Origin of the sequence: Flagellimonas alvinocaridis, assembly GCF_965248585.1 — a bacterium.
Classification (GTDB): Bacteria; Bacteroidota; Bacteroidia; order Flavobacteriales; family Flavobacteriaceae; genus Flagellimonas; species Flagellimonas alvinocaridis.
The window spans coordinates 2,157,495-2,182,555 of sequence record NZ_OZ252111.1 but is presented as its reverse complement, the minus strand read 5'-3'; the positions used below and the strand labels follow the sequence as shown (position 1 = coordinate 2,182,555).

Below are 25,061 nucleotides of genomic sequence, written 5' to 3'. Positions count from 1 at the left end.
TAAAAGCCAGTAAAAATAAGGGGTAGCGAATGGAGTTCGAATCCTTCCGCGATCACAGAAAAAAAGCAAGCTTAAAGCTTGCTTTTTTGTTTTGTACGATTTGGATTTTCCGTTCTTTCCACTATCCTCCAGTCACCTCCCGAATCACGCGGAGCCAGTTGAGACCAAGGATTTTCTTGATTCGTTCGTCGCTATAACCCAGCCTTTGCATGGCCATAGTGATTTGGGGAAAGTCACTGATGTCTTTGATTTCACGGGGCAACTCAGGGCCACCATCCAAATCGGAACCGATGGCCATATGGTCTTCTCCCACTAAATTCACACCATAATCGATGACCTTGGCCAGTTGGTCCACATGCATCCAGTACTCATCAGGAATGGTTCCCTTGAAATTTAATGGAACTTCTTTGGCAACCGCCCTATCTGCTTCCTCAAGGGTTTTTGCAAAATTCTGTACCGAAGACGGAGTGGTCTCGTTTGCGGCCTTCTGTTGCCAGCCAAAATATTTTGGATTGTTGAAAAGACTGCCAAAGTGAATGCCGATCACACCTCCCTTTGCCGCGACCGCTTTAGCTGCCTCATCCGTAATACAGCGTGGGTGGTTCACAATACTATAAAATCCACCATGGCTGTAGGTGACCGGATGCTTACTGGCCTCAACCGTCTGTAAGATGGCATCATTGGAGGCATGGGCAACATTGATGACCATACCAAGCCTGTTCATTTCTGCAATGACCTCTTTGCCAAGATTGTTGATTCCGCCCCAACGGCTCACATCATTACACGTGTCGATGAAGGCATTGGTTGTATTGTGAGCCGTCAACTGGATCGATCTAAGTCCCAAGCGATAGAGGGCTTGAAGCAATAGAATATCCCCATCAAGGTCGTAACCGCCCTCCAAATCCAGAAAAGCAGCCATTTTCCCTTTTTTGTTGATGCGTTCTATATCGGAAGCATTGAGTGCCAATTCAATGACATCGTTGTTCTTTTCAATCTGTTCCAAAGCTAGATTGATCACACGAAAGGTGTTTTTGGTCTCCAATCTTCCCGGATAATAATGTTCCGGGGTATATACGGAGAAGAACATGGCATCTAGCCCCCCCTCTATGGCCCTTGGAAGGTCCACGGTACCATCTGAATAACGTTGGCCAATGTCGGTTCCCATCAACAGTTCACGGGTCATAACATGGGTGTGTCCGTCCATCACAAAAGCATTCCGGTGTAACTCGGGCATGGTTTGTTGGTCAAAATTCAAAGGTGTTTTATTTCCCACAACGGGAGTGGACAACAAGGATGTTAGGGGAAAAACACTTCCAGCCAAGGGAAGCATGGATAAACTCTTTACTAGTTCTCTTCGTTGCATATGTGTATTGCTTTTAATCATTATTGAGTCTTGCTCTATTCACTAAATCCTCTTATGTATGGGCGACTTGGTGGCCGTTCCCCCGTATTGAACTGCGCTCCCCGAGTAGTGTGGTATTTCATATTGAGTACTGGGGTTTCAATTCGGCGACCTATCGGGGAATATTCACTGTTCTCCCAGTTGGATTCCATATAGTGGTTTACAATTCCTGTTGACAATAGCAGTCGCTCTGCATGGAAAGGTTCTTTTTTGGTCACCATCATTTCGGTAATCCAGTGCGGTTGTGCATTAGAGGCATGATATTGGTCAAAAGGGCCTGCCCAACCCAACATGGAGATGATTGTAGGGTCATTTTGCCCTTCAATTTCTCCGGCATAGGTCCATCCCACACCTCGACCACCAATACCAGCGGCCATGGTACCATCATTATATTCTATCAGGCACATATTGGTTTGGGGGTGCTGTTGAAAATGTCCTGCTTCGAGTTCAAATTTTTTCTCCACGGAACCTAATAATTTACGCGCCCATGGGGTATTTTCTACCCATTTCCAGGTTTCCGGACCGCGTATGGATTGAACGGACCTGACCCCTGTTTCTCCTCCTTTACGGCGTTCCACAAAGGCTTGGAGTACATCAACAGCATGGAAAATAGCACCTTCATCTGAAGTTCCACCAAGTACGATGGAATGTTTTATGGGAGTGTCTACGGGAAGGTCCTTTGCAGGTGTCCTGTAATAAATAGGGATGGAAGAACCTCCGGTGAGTGGAAAGTTTAACTCGCGGGATTTGTCGAACATCCACTTGGCCTCGTCCCAATTATAGGAAAGGTGCTTGTCATTGAAAACGGGAACAGAGCGATTACTCCGCTCAAAAACCCGAACAACTTGATTATAGATCCACCATCGGGGTAAAAGCCAATGGCCTTTAAGGTCCGTAGGGTAGTTTCCATGTTCCCCAACGATGACCACACCATCCACCGCAAGTTCATCACCACCAAGCGTCACGGCTTCGCCAACGGTATCAAAAATGGGAATGCCCTTGGCTTTGCATATTTTCTGGCCCAGACCACTTTCCTTAAGTTGGTGAATGTAAACGGAAACGACCTCCACACGTGACTCCATGTAAGCACCTTGCCACCAATAGCCATCCAACAACTTGGTAAAAATCCAATCTGCATGCGACCGGGTTGCGGCCCAATAGGTGGTAAGACATGCAATACGCACCTTTTTTTGTGGCTGCATTGGAATGGTACTGGAAGTCAATCCCATTAGTGCCGCTAAACCGGCCATTCCGGTCAGTCCCAATGCTTCGCGACGTGTAAAATGTGTTTCAGTTTTGGTGGTTTCGGTGGTTGGGCATGAATCAGCCGCCCCGTCTTTAATTTCGAGCTGTTTCTTTGCTTTCATGGTTAGGATTATCTTGTAAATTCAAAGGAGTGGATATAGCATTCCATCATTGCCTACAATTTACTTATAATTCATGGTAACCCCTTAGAAAAGAAACAATTTGTTTGTTATAATTCCTTGTGTTTAAGTGTCTATTAGTTGAAATATATCAAATACGAAAGTTTTTGGCACTAATCCATGTTTTCAATGTTCCAAGAGAATTAATGAACAAATCACCAAAAAATAACCTTTGATTTTCATATCCTCATATGAATTTTGATAAATCAAGTATAGACATTAAAAATGGATTCGGGTCCATGGGTAAATATTTTTTTGGAACAGTAAGGGATTGACATTGTTTCTGAATACTAACACAGTTTTTTTTATCGTTATTGTAGGTAATCATGACAAACTATTAGCGACATTTTTCCTAAATTTAGTTTAATAACCCAGCGTGCTACATGACGATTGACCAATCTCTATTTCAAAGAACCCCCGTACCAATAGCGTTATTGGATGCCCAATTGACTTTTGTGGATTTTTCAGATCGATGGCTCAACCATTTTGGACTATCACGAAATACTTTGGGAAAACCCTTTTTTGAATCCATGCCAAAATTGCCCGAAGAGCTAAAACTAGACATCGATTATTGCTTGGAAGGTGTCAGTTTTAGAACAGATACCATGAGGATGATTTTAGAAAATGGTGACAGTGTATGGTACGAATGGAAGATAGATTCTGTAAAAGACGACGATGAAGAGGTAAGTGGAGTGATCTTGGTTTTGGAAGACATCACTGGGAGAAAATTGGATGAGACCCATTTGATAAAATCCCAGCAGGTGGCAAGGATAGGTGGTTGGGAAGTTGAGCTTGTGAATAATACTATTTATTGGTCAAGCATTACCAGGGAAATCCATGAAGTGCCAGATGATTATATCCCCAATCTAAAGGATTGGATATTTTTCTTCAAAGAGGGATTTAGCAGGGATACCATAACACGGTTGGTGCAAGAAGGTATTGAGCACGGAACGGCTTGGGACACAGAACTTCAAATTGTCACTGCCAATGACAGGGAGGTTTGGGTAAGAGCCATAGGGGAACCTGAAGTGATCGATGGTAAATGTGTTCGAATAACAGGAACTTTTCAGGATATTGAAAGACGGAAGAAAGCCGAAATTGAACACAAAAATGTCAGTGGAAGGCTGGCGTTGGCCACAAAAGCGGCCGGAATAGGAATATGGGAATACGATATTGAGACCAATGAAGTATTTTGGGATCCAAACATGTATATGCTCTATGGCATAGAAGCATCCAATTTTGAGGGAGTATATGAAGCATGGCAGGCCTGTGTGCTACCGGAAGACTCGGAAAGAACCACCAAGGCGGTACAGGATGCCATCGAAGGAAAAAGGGAATTCAACACTACGTTTAGAGTGAAATGGCCCAATGGTGAGGTCCGATGGATAAAGGCGGAGGCCACAGTGATAAGAAATGAACAAGGTGTAGCCCTGCGAATGATCGGAATCAACACAAATATTACCGAGTTAAAGATTGCCCAATTGCAGTTGGTCACCAGTGAAGAGTCGCTCCAAGGAGCTTTTGAGAACTCTTCGGTGGGGATGGCATTGGTGGGTATGGATGGTAGGTTCATTCAGGTGAACCAAAGCTTTTGCAACAGTTTGGGCTATGCCAATTCAGAATTGCTACAATTGACGTTTCAGGACATTACGCATCCAGATGATCTGGAAATAGATCTGGCCTTGCTTCGCGAAGTTGTGGAAGGGAAACGATCTACATATCAAATTGAGAAACGCTATTTTGATAAAAAAGGACAATTGGTGTATGTGCTTTTAACTGTGACTTCGGTAAAGAAAATAGATGGGGAAATATCCCATTTTATATCGCAAATCGTGGACATCTCATCCCGAATTACTGCAGAAAAGAAATTAAAAGGCTTGTTGCAGTTGACCACCAACCAAAATAACAGCCTTCTCAATTTTGCGCATATTGTTTCGCATAATTTGCGTTCCCATGCGGCCAACCTGACCATGATCAGTGAGTTTCTTTTGGATGAAACATTGGCCAAGGAAGAACGCAAAGATACGTTGATGATGCTGGGAAGAGCTTCCCACGGACTTAATGAGACCATTGCGCATCTTAACGAAGTGGTACAGGTGAAACTGGAAACGGAAAAGAAATTGAAAGTGGTCCCTCTACGAAAAACCGTGGATAAGATTTTAATGGATGTACATGCCTTGATCAATGAGAACAATATTCAGGTCAGGGTAGATGTTCCTAACGAAATGAACATTAAAGGAGTCGTGGCCTATATGGAAAGTATCATCCTGAATCTAGTGACCAATGCCATCAAGTACCGTGACCATAAAAAGGAATGTACACTTACCATTTATGCCAACGCTGAAGGACAGTACATTGAATTGATAGTAGAGGATAATGGACTTGGAATCGACCTAGAGAGGTACGGCCAGAAGTTATTTGGAATGTACAAAACCTTTCATGGCAACAAAGATGCCCGGGGTATTGGACTATTCATCACCAAAAACCAAATAGAGTCCATGGGTGGGCGTATAGAGGTTGAAAGTGAAATCAACATAGGAACAAAGTTCAGGGTAAAACTATTAAAAGCGTAAAACCAATGAGTCAGTTGCAAAGTGCTTGTATTGTGGATGACGACCCCATACACTTATTTGGGATGAAGATCCTCATGAAAAGGCTGGACTTTTCCGATGAGGTGTTGGTGTTCCAAAATGGACAGGAAGCCATTGACGGTCTTTTGGATATGCTGGGGGCCGGAAGACCGTTGCCTTCGATCATTTTCTTGGATTTGAACATGCCTATCAAAGACGGTTGGGGCTTTTTGGATGATTTTGTTAAAATACCCCACCATAATAGGGAAAGGGTCACTATTTATGTGGTCAGCTCATCCATTCATCCATTAGACCAAGAGCGCGCCAAGAAGTATGAGGTAGTGGGCAATTATATCATTAAACCCGTTAATGAACAAGAATTGAAGCAAATCTTAGTAGGGAAAGACTAGAATTGTTTCAAGAAGTTGATTTTTACAATGGCCTGTTGTTCGGTTTGATTGCCATAAAGGGTCTCATTGAAGTCCCGATCATTGAACACCAAATACACAAAGGACAGTGGGCTGTATTCCCATGAAAAACGGACATTGATGTTGGTGAGGTCGTTTTCCGTGTTCTTTTGAAGGAACCCAGAAAGCTGGACCCTAGGGTTCAGGGCCAAGCGGGACTCCAAGCTGAACAGGTCTACTTTTTTGCTGATACTTCCTGTCCCTACTGCATCAAACTCAATTCTATTAAAACTCCCACCCAAGGAAATATGGGGTAGGGGAGAGTATCCTATCTGGGCGTTGTACGAGGTCAAATCACCATCAAAGTAGCTTCCCCACTGTACTTCTCCTCCAAAATTGAGTTTTTTGGAAGGGTCGCTGTTCCCAAAAACGGAATGTTGCACATAATCATACTCGCCAACGGGAACGGAAAGGCCGAGAGGCGTAAAGGTTTCGGTCAGATTTTGGAAAAAACTGGTGACCTCATAGCCAAAATTCCCTCCATTTTGAAGATTGAGGTATAAGGGATTTCCCGTTAACTGGCGCTCAATCAATTTTCCCGTGGAAGCTTGATGATAAAACTGTGCATGCACACTGGGTTCATAAGCACGTAACCATTTCTTGAAAGGCATCTTTTCCCCTCGAAAGAACCGAGTGACTCCGGGTGTGGTCCCTATCACATCACTTCGGGAAACAAATCCCATTTCCGGATTGAAATCCTTGGTGATCACGGATTGGGTCCACCATGCTTTCCATTTGTTGGAAGTGTAATAATATTGAGCAATTCCGGAGAAACCGCCGCCACCTATTTCCGTATTCCCTGAGTAACTCAAAAGGGCATTGATGGAATGTGGTTCGCCCAATCGTATAAAAGCATCCACAGTTCCGGTAATGTTGGTATTTTCAGAACCATTTTTAGCGGTTACCAGTGCCCCGATGCGGTTCTGTTTTCCAAAATTCTCCGAGTATCTTCCCACCAAAAAGTTGGTTCCGGATATGGTGGAATTTCCTGCTTGGCGAATATAAATACCACCATAATTTCTTCTTGATGCACGATGCACAAAACGTCCACCAACATCAATGGGAAGCGGATTCCCTTCGTTGTCAAGACCAATGCTTCGACTAAAAAATGGCTGTACTACCATAGATCCGCCCTGTGAACGATCGCCTGGGCCTACATTGATTCCGAAAAGGGAAGCATTCTCCAGAAAAAACTGTCGCCGTTCCGGGAAGAAAACGGAAAAACGACTGATATTGTTTACCTGTCGGTCAACATCGGCTTGGGCAAAATCAGTGTTTACGGTAATGTCCAAAACATTGTTGGGGTCAATGGCCCATTTAAATTCTCCCCCTGCTTTCACATCCGTATTTTCATCTTCAATATCAGGGTTGTTTCCCTTATACCGATTGTAGGAGGTGAGGAGGTAAGGCTTTACTTGGATATTGGGCGTTGGCGGAGGTGGTTTAAGGTTGGTAAGCCTTCCTGCATAATCCATTCTCGCCGCACTGAACGAACGTGGAAATGGGGAGAAAGCGGTAATCTCGTTGGTCAATCTTCGGTTACGATACAATTGAAAGCCCCAAATTTGAGTGGGGTCATCGGTCTTGGGATATCTTAAGGTCTTCCATGGAATGGCAATTTCGGCAATCCAACCTTTGTCTGTCCGAGTAGTCCGGGTAGTCCATCTACCATCCCATTCAATATCGTAGTACATGGCATCAAAGGATAGGTAGTCCCGTTGCACACCATAGGGGTTGACCACAATGGACATCGCATTTCGCTCATCATTGAACCCATCAAAACACAGGGTTACCAAATCATGGGTCCTAAAATTAAAATCACGTTTGAAATCCGTGGCACGAATGGCCTTTTTTCCCAATGAATCCTTGCAGAAAATCCCGAAATATAAATTGTCCTCATCAAAGAGCACCTTGATTTCCGTATCGTGATTGGGAGCTTCGCCTTGATAAGGGTCTACCTGGGTAAACCTAGGGTGAGGCTTTGTTTTTGCCCAATCTGCTTCGTCCAGTATGCCGTCCACTTTGATGGGACCCGAAGTCTCCATGGCTTCCAGCTTATTTTTATTGGGATTGGGTTTAAAAATTTCTACATCTTGGGAATAGGTCGTTAGGCTAACGAGAAAAAAGAACAATACGTAAAGGCGCTGCATTTTTGCAATTTGGTTGAATGCTGGCAAAGCTAAAAAAAACGATGGGGTCCGCGGTGAAAAATCTTGTTAGATATTACGGTATTGGGCATTAAGTTGTGATACTCTCAGCCTGAATAAGAAAACGTAAGGAAACCGATAAAAAAAATGCCCCACAATTGATGGGGCATTTGTTACGTTCAAAATGGAATTTGGTCTTACATACGCAACCGCATGAAGAGTTCATGGGTATTGTTGTCCAATCCATCAATGGAATTCTGGATGGAAGTCTCGTAGGCATACCCCAAGTTGAAACCATTACTTATGTTGAATAGGAACAAACCACTGACGCTTTCATCAAAGCGATAGGATGCCCCAAATTCAAATCGTTCCCCAAAATCCAAGATACCGGTAAGTTCCAAAGATATAGGGGAGGCATCCACATAGCGAAACATTCCCATGGTCTTTAGGTCCAAAGTTTTGCCCAAGATAAAACTGTAGCCTCCACTTAGATAGGCGTGCATTCGGTCAACGCCTAAATATGCGTTTCCATCCCGTTCCTGTAATCTATCAGGGGTAAGGAGTTTAGGAGCCGAAAGGGACACAAAGTATCTATCGTGTTTCAAGTAGGCCCCTGCACCCACATTGGGCGTAAACCTACTTTCATAGTTCATGAGCGTGCCATCTTGTCCCACACCGTAGGTAATCAATCCATCGGTGTTCGCATCATAAGAGTTGGCACTACCCTTGATGCCAAAATAAAGGCGATGGTCTTCATTCAATTGGATGAAATACGAAATATCTATGGCCACCCAAGTCTGTTGTTCGATAAAAGTGCGGTCATTGAGAATGGATGCTCCCAATCCCACATTCTTTCCAACGGGCATACCAAAGATGGCACTTTGACTCTCCGGTGCACCTTCTATACCTGCCCACTGGCTCCGAATTCCCAATGAGAATTCGGCAGCCTCGGAGCTTCCGGCAAAAGCCGGGTTGTATATGTTCATGTTATACCGGTAAAAGGTATAGTTGGGATCTTGCTGGGCACTCACTGTTGCGGTAAAAGCCATGGCCGCCAACAGTATCTGTAATTTATTAATTAGGTTCATGTCTGTATTGTGTGTTTTCTGTTGTTGTGGTTAATAGTTGATAAAGATCCAGCCTTGTAATGGAGCACTTCCATCACCCAAATCAATGATGTATAGGTACGATCCTGCAGGAAGCTTTTCATTTCTGCTTTTGTAGAAACCTTCCCAGTTGTTTCGGTAGGACCTCGTTGCATATACTTCATGGCCCCATCGGTTGTAGACCGATACGGTATTATTGGGATAGTTATCGATCCCCGGTATAATCCAAGCATCGTTGTTGCCATCTCCGTTAGGGGTAAAAGCTTGTGCAGGTACCAAGGTAGGTTCATTGCTGGTTGGGAAAGCATCGTTGGCATCTGGTACACCATCGTTGTCATCATCATCATCCATGCTGTCTGGAATACCATCACCGTCCGTATCAACAGGAATGCTGGATGCATCCATTGGGTCCGTACCTTGGGATTCTTCAACCTCATCGGAATAGCCATCGTTGTCATCGTCGGAATCGGCATTGTTCCCAATTCCATCCCCATCGGTATCTGTGGTTTCCGAAGCGTCATTTGGGAAATCATCCTCGCTATCGGGAATTCCATCGTTGTCATCATCAGTATCCACATTGTCACCAAGACCATCCCCATCATTATCTACATCGGTAACACCATCGTTGTCGTCATCATTGTCTTGATTGTCTCCAATGCCATCACCATCAACGTCTGAATCTTCATTGGGATCGTTAGGAAATGCATCCTCAGAATCCGGTGTGCCATCATTATCGGCATCATCATCGGCATTGTCTCCAACACCATCTCCATCGGTATCTGTATCCTCCGAATCATCTTTAGGGAATGCATCCTCTGAATCAGGGGTCCCGTCGTTGTCATCGTCGTCATCGGCATTGTCGCCTGTCCCGTCACCATCGGTATCGGTATCCTCCGAATCATCCTTTGGGAACGCATCCTCGGAATCAGGGGTCCCGTCATTGTCATCATCGTCATCAGCATTGTCGCCGGTTCCGTCACCATCGGTATCGGTATCCTCTGAATCATCCTTTGGGAACGCATCCTCGGAATCAGGGGTCCCGTCGTTGTCATCGTCGTCATCGGCATTGTCGCCTGTCCCGTCACCATCGGCATCGGTATCCTCTGAATCATCTTTAGGGAAAGCATCCTCGGAATCAGGAGTACCATCGTTGTCATCGTCGTCATCGGCATTGTCGCCTGTCCCGTCGCCATCGGTATCGGTATCCTCTGAATCATCCAATGGGAAAGCATCCTCTGAATCAGGGGTCCCGTCGTTGTCATCGTCGTCATCGGCATTGTCGCCTGTCCCGTCACCATCGGTATCTGTATCCTCCGAATCATCCAATGGGAATGCATCCTCGGAATCAGGGGTCCCGTCGTTGTCATCGTCGTCATCGGCATTGTCGCCTGTCCCGTCGCCATCGGTATCGGTATCCTCTGAATCATCCAATGGGAAAGCATCCTCGGAATCAGGGGTACCGTCGTTGTCATCGTCGTCATCGGCATTGTCGCCTGTCCCGTCGCCATCGGTATCGGTATCCTCGGAGTCATCCTTTGGGAATGCATCCTCGGAATCAGGGGTTCCGTCATTGTCATCGTCGTCATCGGCATTGTCGCCCGTTCCGTCACCATCGGTATCGGTATCCTCGGAGTCATCCAATGGGAAATCATCCTCGGTATCGGGCGTTCCGTCGTTGTCATCATCCGGGTCCAAATCATTTGGGATCCCATCACCATCAGTATCTTGGGCTGCTGCAATATCTGCACTATACGTAGTGGAGCTCAATGCATCGGAACCATCTTTGACTTTAAATGTGAAGGAGGTATAGTTTGCGCCAAATTCACCATTTTCTGTTGTGTACACCAAAAGGGTTACATCATTAATCATATCATTGATGGAAATAGGGTTTCCGTTGTAGGTCAATGTACCTTTTACAGGCAATGAGATAATTTGTATTCCATTGAAACCATCGCTTGGATCATCATCGGAAAAGGTGAAATCTTCCATGGCAAACGCGTATCCTGCATCTTGAAGCACATCTACGGAGATATTGCCTCCTTCAGGGATATCATTTACATTATTGATGGTAAGGGTAGCAGTCACAGTTTGCGTGAAGGATACCTCATCTTCAAAATTGTAGGTGAAGCTATCTGAACCAGATTCATCCCCATCATGTTCATATGAAAAGGTTCCATCTGGATTAAAGGTAAAGGAAGTGGCATGTGATGGCCCTGAAATGAGGTGGTACACCAAATCATCCCCATCAATCTCTACATCATTGGTTGAAACGTCCTCATTCAAAGTATCGCTCTCATCCATGGTAAAGGCATCTGCATTTGCCACGGGCAAGTCATCTTTTGGCAAAATGGAAAGGGTAATGTTGGCCGTTACTTTCTGTCCCTGATCATCCAATTCATAGGTAACGGTATCCGTTCCATTTTCATTGGCATTTGCGGTATACACTACCTGATTGCTTCCATTGACCACGGCATTACCCTTGGCACCCTGAACCGTAATGGTCACGGTTGGGGTAACGTTGGTATCGTACACATCATTAAAGAGCACATCTATGGGACTGGAAGTGGTATCCTCATCCAAAATGGCCAAATCGTCATCGGCGCTTACCACCAAGGTCACATCATAGGGACCAAAGGTTGCAGTACCCGTATTACCGGCGTTATCTTTGACTTCGGCATGAATGTACCATCCCGAGCCACCTGAAGCAAATGATGTGGTCTTGGATTGACTGTTGCTCCATGAAGTCCACGCTGCATTGTCGGTAGCAGGTGGGGTTGCACTCTGAATTTTGGCAAAGCGTTGTACATCAAAACCACTACCTCCGTTTTCATCGGTAAAAACCAATTGAATGTCCGTATTGGTATCCAGATTTCCACTGGATGGCGTTGCCGTAATGGTTGGGTCAGTGTTGTCATCAACAATGGTCAACGTGCGATAAAAAGGCTCAGACCAAACACCCGTATCGGTCTGCGTCCGTAGGCGGATGATGTATTCTGCGGATACATTGTTGTAGGCAGAGAAATCGGTCATTGGAGTACCCGCATTGTAAATTTCCGTATCGGTCGGGTCTCCATTGGTATCATAGACGCGTTGGGTAACAATCCACTCTTGTGTGCTCAAAGTTCTGCCGTAGGGATCTACAGAGTTGTCCTCAATGGCAATGGTCATGGTACCCGTATAGGTATTGAGCATATCCGGAAGGATATTGAACTGAGCAATGGGAAGGTCACTTGAACCTCCCGAGCCTGAAGTTTTTTCTACATAGATACTGGTTGGGCTACTCCAAGTGCCTTGGTGGTCCTGTACCCGTAGCATAACCAAATATTGGCCATCACTGACGGAATTCTTATCAAAGGCCCCCGTGTTCCAATCGTTTGTGGAAGCTGCATCCACGGATTTCCATTTCCATTCGGATTGGGCAATACCATTATTGGCACCACCATCCAAATCGTATGAAGTGTTGTTGATAAAACCTGTATCCCCGCTATAGGTAAAACTCGCTACGGGCTTACGGTGGAAAAACAGGGTTGTTGGTGCTGTTGGCAGGTCTTCAAAAGTGAAGGTATACTTACCCGGTTTTTCGTAGTATTCCGGTACGTCTTCCAAATACAATCCGTTCCAGGAAACTTTTCCCGTATTGTTGTCAAAATAGGTTTCGTCATGGGTTATGTTCCAGCGTCCGCTAGGGTAGCTTGCATTGGCCGTATTGGTTTTAAGCTGTGCTGGATCTACATCGATTTCAACGGATGTCCCGGCGATGAAGAACTCCCCGGCGCTTACTGTACCAAATTGATATTGTTCATAGATGTATTGTGCCATATCATCAATCCATGAAGCCCAGCTTCCGGCATCCCTGTTGATGAATGTACCTTGATCGTTGTTTTGTACAATAAAGCGCTCAAATTGGGCCTGATTGGTATTGGTACCCCAACCAATATAATGAATGTCCTCATTGATGGTACGCATTAAGATTTCTGATAGGTCGGTATCAGAATCAAAATCCGCTACCTCAAGGTCGTCCAAGTTTACGTTGAAGCGTAAAGCGCTGTTTCTCCATTGGGGCTCACGCAATACATCTTTAAAGGCACGGAGTTCCAATTTTTCAATGTTGATGTCTTTGAAATAGGCATTTTGCTGTTCATGGACATAGAATCCATAACTTCCAGAGGGGTGTGTTGTATCCGAAATGTCAAAAGATTGGATCCATTCGGTTCCGGCATCTCCACCGCCGCCTCTACGGGATACTTTAATGTTGTTTCCGGACATCTCTATTTTAAAATCAATTTTCTGTCCGTTATAGAAGGCAGCAAACATGTCCGCCCTATTGGCTTCCCATCCGTAGGTTGCCGTTCCCGTTCTTCCACTATTGGTGTTTACAGCCAAGATAGTGGTGACCCCATTTTCTCTTTTTAAGATGGCTTCGGCGGGATAACCGTCTCCAGGAGCATAATTGGATAAGTTTCCACAAGCCGTGTGGTTGTCTATGATGTAGGCGTAAAAATTGTCATTGTCTACTTTTCTGAAGATAAAGCCTACCTCGGCATGGGTATATGGTGCCCCCGAAAGACCAAAAGTGGCGGAGATGGTCCCATCCGATACATCGCCGGTGGGGTCGTACATGGCCACTCCATAATTGCCTGAGTTCCGGGCCACGGGATCTGCCAAGATTTGGTTAGTGCCGGAATCAAAGGAAAAGTAAGGCCCGCTGTAGGAACCTCCCCCGGCACTGCCCAAATAATTATGGGCATTTGGTGGTTCAGCTCCATTAAAGTCCATCTTGTTCCAGCTGTTGAAAATGTCACTGGCATCGGCTTGATCAGAGGATATGGAACTTCGTTGAAAGGCTTCTACCCTGAGTTTGCCCAGAGGAATTCCTTTTAAGTGCATGGCTTGTTCCAGATCGTCCTCAAAAGTGGATAGGTCCACGTTGGCCGATCCAACGGTTACCATAACATCTACGTTGGGTCCTTGCTGTACGGTCATATCCACGGTTTGGGCCTGTACGGTCCCTACCAGTAGAAATAGTACGAAAAGCGATAAAATGCTTGTAAAAGTCTGTTTCATGGTTGGTTGATCTATTGAAATATTGAATTTTGGGTGGGTTGGTTCATGGTGGTATGATCAAACTTCAGATTGCTCCTAAAAACCGAACTACAGTTGGTGGGCACTGCAATGTTGAAGTAAGATTTGTCACTAATTTTCTTGAGTAGGGCAAGGCCTTCCGTGTTGGAGCCCAGGTTGCAGTCATAGACTATAAGCTGAATGTGGTCACCTTGGTAGAGACCTTCCAACATGGATAGTTCAAATTCTTGGTCAACTGCGTCCGAATCGTATGTGGTGTTTCCCAATTCAAAGGCATTATAGCTTGCATTGACAAACAAATGAACAGCAACTGTAGAGCGATTGTTTTCCAAATGCTCACGAATGGATTTCCAGGGGTTCCCATTTCCATCGATTTCCAATACCTCTGTATTGCTCGGTAAATTGTCGAGTACTTGTTGTTTCTGTGAATACTTGGCATCCACGATTACAATACTGTTGGTTTGTGCCATGGTTCCTGTCACAGTAAAGAGGAACAGGTAAAAAAAGGATTGCAAAACTTTCTTGTTGATTAAATCTTTCATTGATTTTTGTTTAAGGTTGTGTCAATTGTGATTTTTTTTGATTTTTATTTTCGTTCAGTAAAGGCATGGGAAGGTCACGCCTGCAAAATCGAGGCAATTCGCTTAGTGGCCCAAGTTGAATAAGGCCGCCTTAAAATCTTGAAAATGTATTGGACAGGTTCTAGTAAATCTCTTCCATAAAAAGAACTATTTTTAAATGTTTTTTAGGCTGTTGCGTCTGTCATTTTCCTACATTCACAACAAGAAGAACTGTACAGATTTTCTTATTCTTCACCTAAGAAACGGAGGTGGTATGGTCTTATTTTATGAAATCGTTCGAGGAATTGACAAATATCAATTTAGAGTCATTTTCTTACATTGAATGAAGCTAAATGAACCTAAAAACACTGTTTCAAGGGTGTGATGTGGAATGATTCCTACAAAAATATAGGTGTAGAAAATGCATTATAGGATGTATATGGTACCTCTATAGGATTTCCTTCATGATACGGGAAAGGGTTTCTGCCCTCATCGCCAAAAAAGAAGCCAGATGTTTTCTGGGGATTCTTCCTACAATATCGGGTCTAATGTTTTCCTTAAAATAGAGAACCCGTTTTTTGGCATTGGGAATTCGAGCCAAATACACTCTATGCTCCGCCAAAATATAGTATTCCTCGAGCATGATTCTATTAATTTGGCGTATTTCGGGAAAATTATTGAGACAATACTTGTAATCCTCATAGTCCAGATAGTCGCAATGGGTTTCTTCGAGACTTTGGATATACTCTCTACTTTTCTCATTCCTGAAGAAGCCAGTTATGGAGGTGAAGATTTCATTTTCTGTATCGATCCATGTGGTGATCTCCGTGGAATCACTCAAAAAATAGCCCCGGACCATACCTTTTTTAATAAGGTATAGTCTATTGCAGACTTCCCCGGCCCTGCTTATGATTTCGTTTTTTCTGAAATAGCAGCTTTTAATTTTATTGGCCAAATACGCCTTAAGGCTTGGGCTGAGTGGGTAAATGGAATTAAGGTACAGGATGATGAAGAGATTTTTCTCTAAATTCTGGCTGGAATGCATTTGGAATGCTGGTTTTGGTAAAAGTATTGAACAATGCATCAAAAACACCAAAATGGGGCGGGACAGGTATTTTTGAACCCGAAAGATACGGTTTGATATGTATTTGACGTAATGTTTTTTTGAAAAATGAACATTTGTTCCTCAGATATTGATATTTATCAAGTGCTCCCAAGTTGTCTAACGCCTAATTCAAAAATAAAAATGTTTTGAAAATAAAATTATTTCAAATAAAAAGGAATCGAAAGCTTTTTTTTATGAAACATTTTAGTTTATTTTGTTCAAAGGTCGATTAAATAAGGTTGGCCATACCTAACCATTAAAGTAGAACATGACCATGGAAATGGTGGAAAAGAATAGAACCCATACCGAAATAGAGATTTTTCAACAACCTGAAGTTTGGAAAAAGGTCTTTAAGGAAATTCAAGGACAACGAGACGGAATCAACAAGTTTCTTACCTCACACTTATCAGATGGCAACACAACTATTTTACTGACCGGCGCCGGGTCGTCTGCCTTTATCGGTGAATCGGTTGAGTTGGCCATTGCTGGGGCTACAGGGCTTAGTACTAGGGCCATTGCCACAACGGATTTAGTGACACACCCTGAAGTAGTGGATACCTTATCTGAGTCCCCTGTTATTTTAATATCCTTTGCGCGATCGGGCAATAGTCCGGAAAGTGTGGAAACTGTAAAACTGTTGGAGGCGAGATTAGGGAATCTCAAGCATTTGGTGATTACCTGTAATCCCGATGGGGCGTTGGCTAAAATGGCGGAACAGGATTCCTCTACACATTATTGTATAGTATTGCCAGAGGAAACCAATGATAAGTCTTTGGCAATGACCAGCAGCTTTTCATCCATGCTGCTTTCCAGTTTGTTGGTGTTTAACTTGGACAGGTTGGATGAGGCCGAAACTTGGGTAGCGCATTCGGCACAGGAAACACAAAAGATTTTTGATAATGCAGAACTTTTGAAAGGGGTGGCCCATTTGGATTTTGATCGGGCCATATTTTTAGGCTCGGGACCTCTTCAAGGAATTGCCAATGAATGTCATCTGAAGTTACAGGAACTCACGGATGGCCATGTGATTTGTAAATATGATTCTTGTTTGGGTTTCAGACATGGGCCCAGGGCAGTGGTAAAGGAAAACACCCTTTTGGTTTTCTTCCTGTCTCCAGATTCCCATGTGGCCAAATATGAGAATGACCTAGTATCCAGTATTGTTCAGGGAGGGGGTTATCTTGATATGGTATTGGTTGGTCAAGGCAATGGAACCATGGAATCCAACTACATGATGCCAATAACCAAACACTCTAATGATGTGGCTGGTATTTTTATCTTACCCTATGTGGTCATAGGTCAGCTTTTAGGACTCTATAAATCACAGGAATTGGGATTGAATCCAGATAATCCATCAGTTAACGGTGCCATCAGTAGAGTAGTGCAAGGAGTAACAATTTACAAGAAGTGACATGATTCTTTGTATCTGTCCAAATCCATCCATTGACAGTTATGCCTATTTCAAGGAATTTGAAATAGGGTCGGTCAACCGTATGGAAAAAATAAAAGCCTATCCGGGAGGCAAAGCGACCCATGTTGCCTTGGCTTTGGCCGAAATGGGAAAGAAGGTCACTCTCTTTGGATTTTGGGGAGGAACCACAGGTCAATGGATTAAAATGGAATGCGAAAAAAGAGGGATACAGATAGAAGGAGTGGAACTTTCTGAAAATAACAGACAATGTTATACCTTCCGTTCGGATGATTCCTCTATCGCCAATACTGAAATTTTGGAGCCGGGACCAACCATAAGCCCCAAAGACTGGGAATCGTTTACCCTAAAACTACAGGAACTTGTAGGATTATCGGAAATGGTCAACCTATCGGGCTCTTGGCCCAAAGGCGTACCGGAAAATGCTAGCCAAGCTGTTGCCCAAACCTGTAAGGAGTTGAACAAGAAACTACTGTTGGATGGAACAGGGGGGCAATTAAAGAATGCCCTCAAGATGGGATTTTATGGACTTCATGTCAATGAGCATGAAGCCAAAGACCTTTTCGGAACAGAGGAAGCTGAAAAAGTACAGGAAGGATTAAAGGGTAGTGTCCAATTATTGGCCTTGACCAAAGGCAAAAAGGGACTTTACCTAGCTGATGGAAAAGAAGTGGTACATGCCCTAAAACCCTTGGAGAAAGTAATTAGTACCGTGGGCAGTGGGGATTGCCTTACCGCAGGAATATTGTATGCCTTGTCCGAAAATATGTCCTTGGAACAAGTAGCCCGATATGGAGCGGCCTTTGGAGCCGCCAATTGTGTCAATGACGATTTGGGCATGCTAAAACATAAAGATGTAATGGACTTTTTACCATCGACAGAAACCAAACTTTTGTGCCATGGCTAAAAACGAACTACTGGTAGTTGGGGAGCTTAATGTGGACCTTATTCTGAATGGAATCCAAGGTTTCCCCCAGATAGGAAAGGAAATTGTGGCCAACGATCTTACGCTCACTTTGGGAAGCTCTTCCGCAATCATGGCGGCCAATGCCGCTGCGTTGGGGGTTTCTACTGCATTTGGGGGCATGGTGGGCAACGACCAATTTGGAGATTATGTTATGGAAACCTTGGAAGACCGTAATGTAAGCACTGCTTTTGTAAGAAGGTCGGATAGCCATCAAACCGGGGTGACCGTGGTGATGAATTACGATGAGGATAGAGCCAACGTTACCTATTGTGGCGCCATGGAGGCTATGACCATTTTGGATATTCCGTGGTTTGAAATGTCGAACTTCAAACACTTTCACCTTTCCAATTTCTTTTTGCAGAAAGGACTGCATCAAGATATAACGGCCATTTTCAAAAAGGTGAAGGGTAAAGGACTTACCACATCATTGGATTTGCAATGGGACCCTGCAGATGTATGGAATTTCGATTATAAAGAATGTCTTCCATATATTGATGTCTTTATGCCCAATGAAGCGGAGATTTTGAGGCTTACCCAAGAGAATGATGTAGAAAGCGCATTGAAACAAGTGGAACCTTATGCCAATACCATTGCCCTAAAAATGGGAAGTAAAGGTAGTTTGGGGATAAAGAATGGGGAACGGGTCCAAGCGTCAGCCTTCAAAGCAGATGTCTATGTGGACTCCATAGGGGCTGGGGATTCATTCAATGCAGGATTCATTGCAAAATATCTACAAGGAGCAGAACTTGGGGATTGTCTCTTGAACGGTAACTTGATGGGGGCCATCAACACCACAATGGCAGGAGGCACGGAAGCTTTCAAGGATAAAAAAGCTTTACAAAAGAAAATAGAACAACTTCAACATATCAAAACAACATCCTAGTATGGAGCTTAAACAAACACTGAAAGAATTCACAAGACAGGGGCGAGGGCTTTTGGCAACCAACTACTACAATGTGGAAACCTTGCATGGCGTACTTAAGGCGGCATCCGATTTGAATGAACCCATTATATTACAGTTGACCAAGAGTTCCATTGATTATATGGGGCTTGAAACAGCGGTGAATTTAGGTCGCTCTGGACTTAAACAGTTTGGGGTAACGGGTTGGATACACTTGGATCACGGTGGTTCCGTAGAATTGGCACACAAATGCTTGGATGCAGGATTTGATTCTGTGATGATTGACGGTAGTGAACTCCCATTCAATGAAAATGTGGCTATCACCCAAAAAGTGGTAGAATTGGCAAAACAATACAAGGCCCATGTAGAGGCCGAGCTTGGCTTTGTGGCCAAATTAGGTCAATCTACCGAGGGAGCTGGATTTACACAACCCAATGAAGCCAAGGATTTTGTTGAAAAAACCGGAGTTGATGCTTTGGCCATCGCCATTGGTACAGCCCACGGATTTTACAAGAGCGAGCCTAAGCTTCAACTGGAACTACTACAGGAAATCGCTTCTGTAACCCCTTCAACCTTGGTGTTGCACGGTAGTTCGGGTGTTCCCCATGATCAAGTGCAGAAGGCCATTTCCCTGGGCATATGCAAGATAAACTTGGCCACAGAAATCAAGAACATCTTTATGAAAACACTCCAAGATAGATTAAGGAGTAATGAGGAAATCGACCTTAGAAAGGTCTTTCCAGTAGCGACTGAGGCTGTTACGGAATTGGTAAAGACCAAACTATTGATGGTAAAGAATGAAAACCATGCTACGACCATTCTTTGATGCGCATGTGCATCTGAATACAACAAGTGGGGAAAAGATGAAAATGGCCATTGGCCATGATGCCTATTTCTTGTCCATAAATACCGATATTCCCTTTTTTCCTTCTTTGGAAGAGCAAGAAAACACAGTTCATGAGCTGAACCAAGTTTTCAATGATAGGGCAATCTATATATGTTCTTTTGATATGAAGCGATGGGGAAAGGAAGATTGGTTGCCAACTGTGTTGAAACAAATTCAACAGGGTATAGCCCGCGGTGCAAAAGGAGTGAAGATGTGGAAAAATATTGGAATGGATGCAGAACTCAGGGATGAAAATGGAAATTTTCTGATGTTGGATCATCCTGTATTTGACCCCATATATGAATACATCCAAGCCAATGATCTAGTTTTGATCGGCCATCAAGGGGAGCCCAAGAACTGCTGGCTGCCTTTGGATGAAATGACCGTGGATTCGGATCGCAACTATTTTAGTGCCCATCCTGAATATCATATGTATCTTAATCCTGAATATCCTTCCTATGAAGCCCAGATTGTAGCAAGGGACAATGTATTGAGACGTCATCCTAAATTAAAGTTTGTGGGGTTGCACCTTTTCAGTCTAGAGTGGAATTTGGATGAAGTGGCCAAACGGTTGGATGATTTTCCAGAGACCATGACCGACCTTGCAGAGCGAATTTGTCATGTACAGTATCAAGCTGCAAAGGACCACAACAGGGTGAAGGATTTTTTTGTCAAGTACCAGGACAGGATCATTTATGGCACCGATATGATTGATGATGGTTCGCTATCGGCACAAGAAGTGGCAGATAGATTGGAACACTTGTGGAAATTCCATTGGGATTTCTTCGCAACGGACAATACTATGGAGGCACCGGAATTCAAGGGAAAATTTAAAGGCCTTGCCTTGCCCGATACGGTGCTGGAAAAAATATTTTATTCAAATGCAGTCAACACTTACGGGGTTCCCGGAGTCTGACAAACTAAAAAACCAACCTTATGAAAAACAACAGGAGAAATTTTATTCGTTCACTTTCCATGGCAGGAATTGGCGTAGCTGGGGCCAATGCATTGGTTTCTTGCAAAAATGAATCCTCATCCACCGCATTGGGAACAGAAGTAGCCGCAACGACAAAGGATTACGGAAAGCAGACATTTAATATGTCTGGTTATGCTGCACCTGCTCTAGAAACTGTTCGTATTGGTTTTGTTGGCCTTGGAATGAGAGGACCAGGAGCTGTTGGTCGCATTAGGCTTATTGAGGGTGTTGAAATCAAGGCACTTTGCGATTTGATTCCCGAAAAAGTGGAAAAGGCCAAAAAAATATTGGAAGATACCACGCATACCCCAGACACCTATTCCGGTAGTGAAGAGGCATGGAAAGAAATGTGCGACCGCGATGATATCGACCTGATTTACATTGCAACTCCGTGGGCACTGCACACTCCAATGGCCGTGTACGCCATGGAAGCAGGGAAGCATGTGGCTGTTGAAGTTCCAGCGGCCAAAACCGTAGACGAATGCTGGCAGTTGGTGGAAACTTCCGAAAAGACCAAGAAGCATTGCATGATGCTCGAAAATTGCTGCTATGATTTCTTTGAGCTATTGACCTTGAATATGGCACGCCAAGGATTTTTTGGAGAAATCATTCATGGTGAAGGTGCTTACATCCATGACCTGGTGGGGCTTAATTTCAATAAGAAGGATGGATATGAAAATATGTGGCGCCTAAAGGAAAATGCATCACGTAACGGAAGTTTGTATCCTACGCATGGATTGGGACCCATCTGCCAAATCATGGACATTAACAGAGGGGATAATATGGACTATCTTACTTCATTGTCCTCCAATGATTTCTCTATGCATCAAAAGGCGGTGGAGCTGGCCAAGGATGACTCTTTTTTCCAAGAGTATACTGATGATACCTTCAGGGGAAATATGAATACTACATTGGTCAAGACCAAGAAAGGAAAAAGTATCATGATCCAACACGACGTAAGTTCCCCTAGGCCGTATTCCAGAATACATTTGGTAAGCGGCTCCAAAGGCATTGCCCGTAAATGGCCTGAACCATCTAGAGTGGCCACTGGACATTCATGGTTCAGTGAGGAGGAAATGAAAGCCCTAGAGGAGCAATACACGCCCAAAATTGTGAAAAAGGTTGGTGAAATGGCTAAAAAAGTTGGCGGACATGGTGGAATGGATTTCATAATGGATTGGAGACTTATAGACTGTTTGAGAAATGGATTGCCCTTAGATCAAGACGTTTATGATGCAGCACTTTGGAGTGCCATTGCGCCTTTAAGTGAGCAATCTGTGGCCAATAGGGCACAATCCATTGATATTCCTGATTTTACCCGTGGTAGCTGGGAAAACAACGCCCCGGTAGACATTTCTTTGGAAAAAGGAGCTACTACAGGGGTTAATATGAGTGTTTTGGGGTAGATATTCAATAGGAATTAATGGAGGTTGGTAGTTTTTGGTTATAAGATTAAAGTTATATTTGTTTTTATAGCTAACCGAAGCCAACAGAATTTTGATGAAAAAAACAGCATACCGAAGGGCCAAAATCCTTGAAGAACTGGATAAGGATGGACAAGTAAATGTTAATAAGCTCAGCAAACTCTTTGGTGTCAGCGAAGTCACCATTAGAAATGATCTGGATAAGCTCGAGAAGAATAATCTACTCGTCAGGGCCCATGGCGGGGCATTCAAGTCCAACAATATTGTTTTAACCTTCAGTCAGAAGAAAAAACTGAACATGGAGGTAAAGACCAAGATTGGGAAGAAGGCTGCATCAATTATAGAGGAAGGGGACACCATTATACTGGATTCAGGGACAACTACTTTTGAGATATCCCGATTTTTACGTGACTTCCAAAAGTTGACAGTTATTACCAATGCCCTTGATATAGTAAACAACTTGGCCCAGCAAGAAAATTTGGAAGTGTTTATGCCCGGAGGCTATCTCAAGGAATTTTCAATGTCTTTGGTAGGTCCGTTGGCCGAGCGAAATCTAAAACAGTTGTCGTGTAATAAACTATTCTTGGGTGTTGATAGTATTAAACCGGATAAAGGTGTGTTCACCCATCATGTTGAAGAAGCCCAATTGAACCAGCTGATGATCAATTTGGCCGAAGAGGTAATTTTGGTATCCGATAGCTCGAAATTTGCCAAATCTGGAATGGCATTTATTTGCACCAGCAACCACATCCACAAATTGATTACGGACAGTGGTATTACAGAAGATCAGATTAAAGCACTTGAAAAACACAACGTTGAAGTTATTGTGGTGTAACTTTAATACATACAACTTAAAAGGGGTAGGTCTCAATCCAATATTTACCGATGATATGGAAACCGCTCCATCTGTTGGACATCAACAACTTCCCATAAAACATAACTGGTCTAGGAATACTGTTAGCTAGCCGTTTTATTTTGAATTACGCTGTTTGAGGAACCACAGATTCCGGGCCCTACCGTTGGATATCCGTACACCTTTTATTTTCCTATCGCCATCTCTGATAAATTTTAGCACACTCAAAGGATATTCCCCTGTAAATAGGTCTTCTTGCTTTTGGTCGAGATATAATTTGCCATGCCTAATGTGGTGGGCATATAGTTTACCGTCTGAAAAATGGACGGTGTAGGCTGTTTGTATTTCAGGGCTATAATACGTGCCTATAAACTCTTCGGCGTTTTTTGCATTCGACTTCAGGGGAGTATACTTTTTAAAAATCAAAGGACCTCCACTGTTTCGGAGCATGGTCATTGTGTTTTTCTGAAAAGTGAGTATGGTTTTATTATCCCTGTCAATTGCTTCAAATCTGTCTATGTCCACTGGGATAAACTTGGAATTTCCATTGCCCAAGAATAGGGTGTCCCCACTTACTTCGATTTTTTGTTCCTGTAAGGTTACATCATCCCAATAATACCCTTCGTAAGATTTCATTTTGCTCTTTGAGATTTTCTTTGCGGATATAGAAATGGGTAGGGTAACATCTCCTAAGAGAATCTCTGCAATTTTGGAAACTTTGGAAGCCGGGCCTGATCTAGAAAAATTGGTGAGTACTACAATACTGATTTCTTTTTCGGGAAATACAGCAACATTGGAACGGAACCCTCCAATGGATCCTCCATGGCTTATTCGTTTTTCCCCAAAAAAATCGTCCACATTCACCCCAAAGGCATATTGGTTATGACTGCCATCGTTGAGCGGGTCCATAGTTTCCATAAGTTCGAATGCTTTTTCCCAACCCGGAAGAGGGGCATAGAAATTTCTTAGGTATTTAAGAAGGTCAGCGGCTGTGGTGTGCATATTCCCGGACCCCACATAACCCCAATACTCCACTGCACGGTTAAACCCAGAGAAAGTTGAATTATACGAAGTGGCATTATTGGGGACCACTCGGTTATATTGGTCTTCTACATAGGTGTTTTCCATACCAAGGGGAGCAAAGATTTCTTGCTGCATGTAACCCACAAAAGTTTTTCCAGTAACCTTTTCAATGATATTTGCCAAAAACATATAACCCGTATTGCAATACAGGTATTCTGCTCCCGGCTCAAAATTTAATTCTTCCTGATCAACAATAATGCGATTTAAATCTGCATTGGTCTTGTAATCATCTCCTCGCCATCCTGCCAGGGCAAGAAGCGCGTGGAGACTTCTTAGCCCGCTGGTATGATGCAACATATGGCGAATGGTGATTCTTTGACCAAACTCTGGTAGTTGATCAATATAGTTGTCAATGGTGTCATCTATAGATAACCTGCCCTGTAAATGCAAGCGTACAATACCCAAGGCACTGAACTGTTTGGAAACTGATGCCACATTGTATTGTGTGCTAGGGGAGTTGGGCACCAAATATTCCATACTGGCCAAACCATACGCTTTGGAGAAAACCGTTTTGTCCCCTTGCATAATAGCGATGGAACCTCCAGGATGGTTGGGACGGTTCCATTCAAGAAACAGGCTGTCAATTTTAGCGGCTTTATCCGCAGGTAATTGGGCAGATGAGATTCCCCAGAAGAGAAAAGCTAGGAGGAAAAATGGATTGTAAAAAGTACGCATCATA

General features: G+C 43.7%; 17 protein-coding genes. 9 read left to right on the top strand and 8 right to left on the bottom strand.

The genetic code is table 11. The features are described from left to right. Window positions 1-121: 121 nt before the first annotated feature. Both ACP14V_RS09845 and ACP14V_RS09840 read right to left on the bottom strand, forming a co-directional pair. Window positions 122-1,363 carry a dipeptidase gene (locus ACP14V_RS09845; protein ID WP_272610365.1) on the bottom strand — a complete coding sequence of 414 codons (1,242 nt, stop codon included), beginning with the start codon at window positions 1,361-1,363 and terminating at the stop codon, window positions 122-124. Between the two features lie 35 nt (window positions 1,364-1,398). Then, on the bottom strand, window positions 1,399-2,769 hold the full coding sequence (locus tag ACP14V_RS09840) for a hypothetical protein (protein ID WP_272610364.1): 1,371 nt from the start codon (window positions 2,767-2,769) through the stop codon (window positions 1,399-1,401). A gap of 440 nt (window positions 2,770-3,209) precedes the next feature. Between ACP14V_RS09840 and ACP14V_RS09835 the strand changes: the two genes are divergently transcribed. After that, window positions 3,210-5,399 (top strand): PAS domain-containing sensor histidine kinase, encoded by a 2,190-nt coding sequence (locus ACP14V_RS09835; protein ID WP_272610363.1) that lies wholly within the window; start codon window positions 3,210-3,212, stop codon window positions 5,397-5,399. 5 nt (window positions 5,400-5,404) lie between these two features. Continuing rightward, window positions 5,405-5,806, top strand: a complete 402-nt coding sequence (locus tag ACP14V_RS09830) for a response regulator (RefSeq protein ID WP_272610362.1) — start codon at window positions 5,405-5,407, stop codon at window positions 5,804-5,806. On the opposite strand, the gene ACP14V_RS09825 is transcribed toward ACP14V_RS09830, so the two are convergent. The 5 genes from ACP14V_RS09825 to ACP14V_RS09805 all read right to left on the bottom strand — a co-directional run bounded on the left by ACP14V_RS09825 (window position 5,803) and on the right by ACP14V_RS09805 (window position 15,803). Further along, window positions 5,803-8,013, bottom strand: coding sequence for a DUF5916 domain-containing protein (locus ACP14V_RS09825; RefSeq protein WP_272610361.1), 2,211 nt, complete (start codon window positions 8,011-8,013; stop codon window positions 5,803-5,805). The two genes, ACP14V_RS09830 and ACP14V_RS09825, sit on opposite strands and share 4 nt — an antisense overlap. Before the next feature lie 194 nt (window positions 8,014-8,207). Next, window positions 8,208-9,098: a PorP/SprF family type IX secretion system membrane protein gene (locus tag ACP14V_RS09820; RefSeq protein ID WP_136567063.1), complete on the bottom strand. Its 891-nt coding sequence runs from the start codon at window positions 9,096-9,098 to the stop codon at window positions 8,208-8,210. A gap of 30 nt (window positions 9,099-9,128) precedes the next feature. After that, window positions 9,129-14,180, bottom strand: a complete 5,052-nt coding sequence (locus ACP14V_RS09815; protein WP_272610360.1) for a gliding motility-associated C-terminal domain-containing protein — start codon at window positions 14,178-14,180, stop codon at window positions 9,129-9,131. 11 nt (window positions 14,181-14,191) lie between these two features. After that, entirely contained in the window at window positions 14,192-14,740 is a 549-nt protein-coding gene (locus ACP14V_RS09810; RefSeq protein WP_272610359.1) for a DUF4347 domain-containing protein, read from the bottom strand. Window positions 14,741-15,206: 466 nt separating this feature from the next. Further along, window positions 15,207-15,803: a Crp/Fnr family transcriptional regulator gene (locus ACP14V_RS09805; RefSeq protein ID WP_272610358.1), complete on the bottom strand. Its 597-nt coding sequence runs from the start codon at window positions 15,801-15,803 to the stop codon at window positions 15,207-15,209. Between the two features lie 328 nt (window positions 15,804-16,131). On the opposite strand from ACP14V_RS09805, the gene ACP14V_RS09800 reads away from it, so the two are divergent. The 7 genes from ACP14V_RS09800 (at window position 16,132) to agaR (ending at window position 23,281) form a co-directional block, all read left to right on the top strand. Continuing rightward, window positions 16,132-17,274, top strand: coding sequence for an SIS domain-containing protein (locus tag ACP14V_RS09800; protein WP_272610357.1), 1,143 nt, complete (start codon window positions 16,132-16,134; stop codon window positions 17,272-17,274). 1 nt (window position 17,275) lies between these two features. Further along, window positions 17,276-18,199, top strand: coding sequence for a 1-phosphofructokinase family hexose kinase (locus ACP14V_RS09795; protein WP_272610356.1), 924 nt, complete (start codon window positions 17,276-17,278; stop codon window positions 18,197-18,199). Beyond that, window positions 18,192-19,142, top strand: a complete 951-nt coding sequence (locus tag ACP14V_RS09790) for a carbohydrate kinase family protein (protein ID WP_272610355.1) — start codon at window positions 18,192-18,194, stop codon at window positions 19,140-19,142. The genes ACP14V_RS09795 and ACP14V_RS09790 overlap by 8 nt, the downstream gene beginning before the upstream one ends. Window position 19,143: 1 nt before the next feature. Further along, window positions 19,144-19,986 carry a class II fructose-bisphosphate aldolase gene (locus ACP14V_RS09785; RefSeq protein WP_272610354.1) on the top strand — a complete coding sequence of 281 codons (843 nt, stop codon included), beginning with the start codon at window positions 19,144-19,146 and terminating at the stop codon, window positions 19,984-19,986. After that, window positions 19,967-20,962, top strand: a complete 996-nt coding sequence (locus ACP14V_RS09780) for an amidohydrolase family protein (RefSeq protein ID WP_272610353.1) — start codon at window positions 19,967-19,969, stop codon at window positions 20,960-20,962. Before ACP14V_RS09785 ends, ACP14V_RS09780 begins: the two co-directional genes overlap by 20 nt. 20 nt (window positions 20,963-20,982) lie before the next feature. Beyond that, on the top strand, window positions 20,983-22,428 hold the full coding sequence (locus ACP14V_RS09775) for a Gfo/Idh/MocA family protein (protein ID WP_272610352.1): 1,446 nt from the start codon (window positions 20,983-20,985) through the stop codon (window positions 22,426-22,428). Between the two features lie 94 nt (window positions 22,429-22,522). After that, window positions 22,523-23,281: a transcriptional repressor AgaR gene (agaR, locus tag ACP14V_RS09770; RefSeq protein ID WP_136567072.1), complete on the top strand. Its 759-nt coding sequence runs from the start codon at window positions 22,523-22,525 to the stop codon at window positions 23,279-23,281. Between the two features lie 135 nt (window positions 23,282-23,416). Here agaR and ACP14V_RS09765 read toward each other — a convergent pair whose 3' ends face one another. After that, window positions 23,417-25,060, bottom strand: a complete 1,644-nt coding sequence (locus ACP14V_RS09765) for a serine hydrolase domain-containing protein (RefSeq protein WP_272610351.1) — start codon at window positions 25,058-25,060, stop codon at window positions 23,417-23,419. Window position 25,061: the final 1 nt, after the last annotated feature.